Raw genomic sequence first — 1,215 nt, forward strand, 5'->3', positions numbered from 1 at the left:
ATAGAGATAAACCAGCAACATCATCACAAAGCCTAGTAGAAAAAAAGCACTTGATTTTCCAGTAAAGGAAACATTCCATGGCGACTGAAGAACTTCATCTTGACCTTCCATCAGAAGATGAGTCCATTTATCTAAGGTATTTCCAGTATAGGAATCATACAAAAGCGTCAAACGATGAAAAAGATAGCCTAGTAAGACGCCTAACAGTGAGAATAGTAGGAATTTCTTTCCACTGTACATCATCTCACCATCTCTTTCTGTTTGACGGCCCCTTCTTGTCTAAAGGTAATTTGGGATTTAGCCTCATCAATTGCATCGTCTAATGACTTATCCATGGTAAAATCAGCTAATTTCTCCGGATCATTAACCATTTTTTCTAACAGATGGTCTAAATGATTGTCTAGAATCGAACGGTCTTTCGTGTAGAAATGCAGAGAATCCCCTTGCCAAGCGATGGCTAAAGGAATCTCTTCTTTTTCTAAAAAAGCTTTAAATTTCTCTATATCAATTGGTTTGTCTAAAAAATCTTTCTTCAGATTAATCGTATCAATCGCATAGGGAGATTGTAGCAATTCTTCTAATTTCTGCACCCCTATCTTATAGGCGGAATCCTGTGCTAAAGCCTGACGTCTAGACCATTCTAGAATCTTTAAAAGACTTTTGACAGTGAATAAAAGACTACGCTCAGCATATTGAACTGCCATTCGTTCCTGTTGTTCAGAGGACATCTGATACCTCCTTCTTCACAAATAGCAGCTTTCCTTCTTTATAACGATAAGCTATCAATTTCTGACGTTGCTTAATCGATTTGACAACCTGCAGTAAATCTCTCGAATAAGGTTCTCGAAGAGTAACTTCTACTGCTTTCCCATCAAAGATACCAACACGTTTAAATTCAATGTAGTCTTTTTTGAGATGTCCTAAGCCCATACCAAAAGGAAAGTGATGAATCAATTGGATGGTACAACCACCTTTATTTCCCATTTGTTTCAAATCATACAAGTTTACTACCTTCATGATTAACTCCTTTATCTAGTTTGTCGCATCGTTTAAGTCTGGTAACGATAAACTCCGTGTCTGTTAGAAAATTCTCACACACGTCTTGTGCCAGTTGCCCTTCACAGGGAAATACTCTCAGTCCCTACTTACACAGGCACGCTAATCAAGACGGAGTGGATTCAATTTTCAAAGAACAGGTAGCTTTATTATAGATAA

Annotated in this window: 2 protein-coding genes and 1 pseudogene; all 3 read right to left on the reverse strand. The window is 37.6% G+C overall.

Annotated features, from left to right (window positions below; all coding sequences use genetic code 11):
- Positions 1 to 240, reverse strand: a pseudogene (locus CBI42_RS10800) (VirD4-like conjugal transfer protein, CD1115 family); the annotation flags it as partial.
- Entirely contained in the window at positions 240 to 728 is a 489-nt protein-coding gene (locus CBI42_RS10805; RefSeq protein ID WP_000093674.1) for a hypothetical protein, read from the reverse strand. The gene CBI42_RS10805 and the pseudogene CBI42_RS10800, both read right to left, overlap by 1 nt.
- Positions 718 to 1,017, reverse strand: a complete 300-nt coding sequence (locus CBI42_RS10810) for a hypothetical protein (protein ID WP_022524951.1) — start codon at positions 1,015 to 1,017, stop codon at positions 718 to 720. The genes CBI42_RS10805 and CBI42_RS10810 overlap by 11 nt, the downstream gene beginning before the upstream one ends.
- Between the last annotated feature and the right edge of the window lie 198 nt (positions 1,018 to 1,215).

Source organism: Streptococcus sp. KR (genome assembly GCF_002238115.1).
Lineage (GTDB): Bacteria > Bacillota > Bacilli > Lactobacillales > Streptococcaceae > Streptococcus.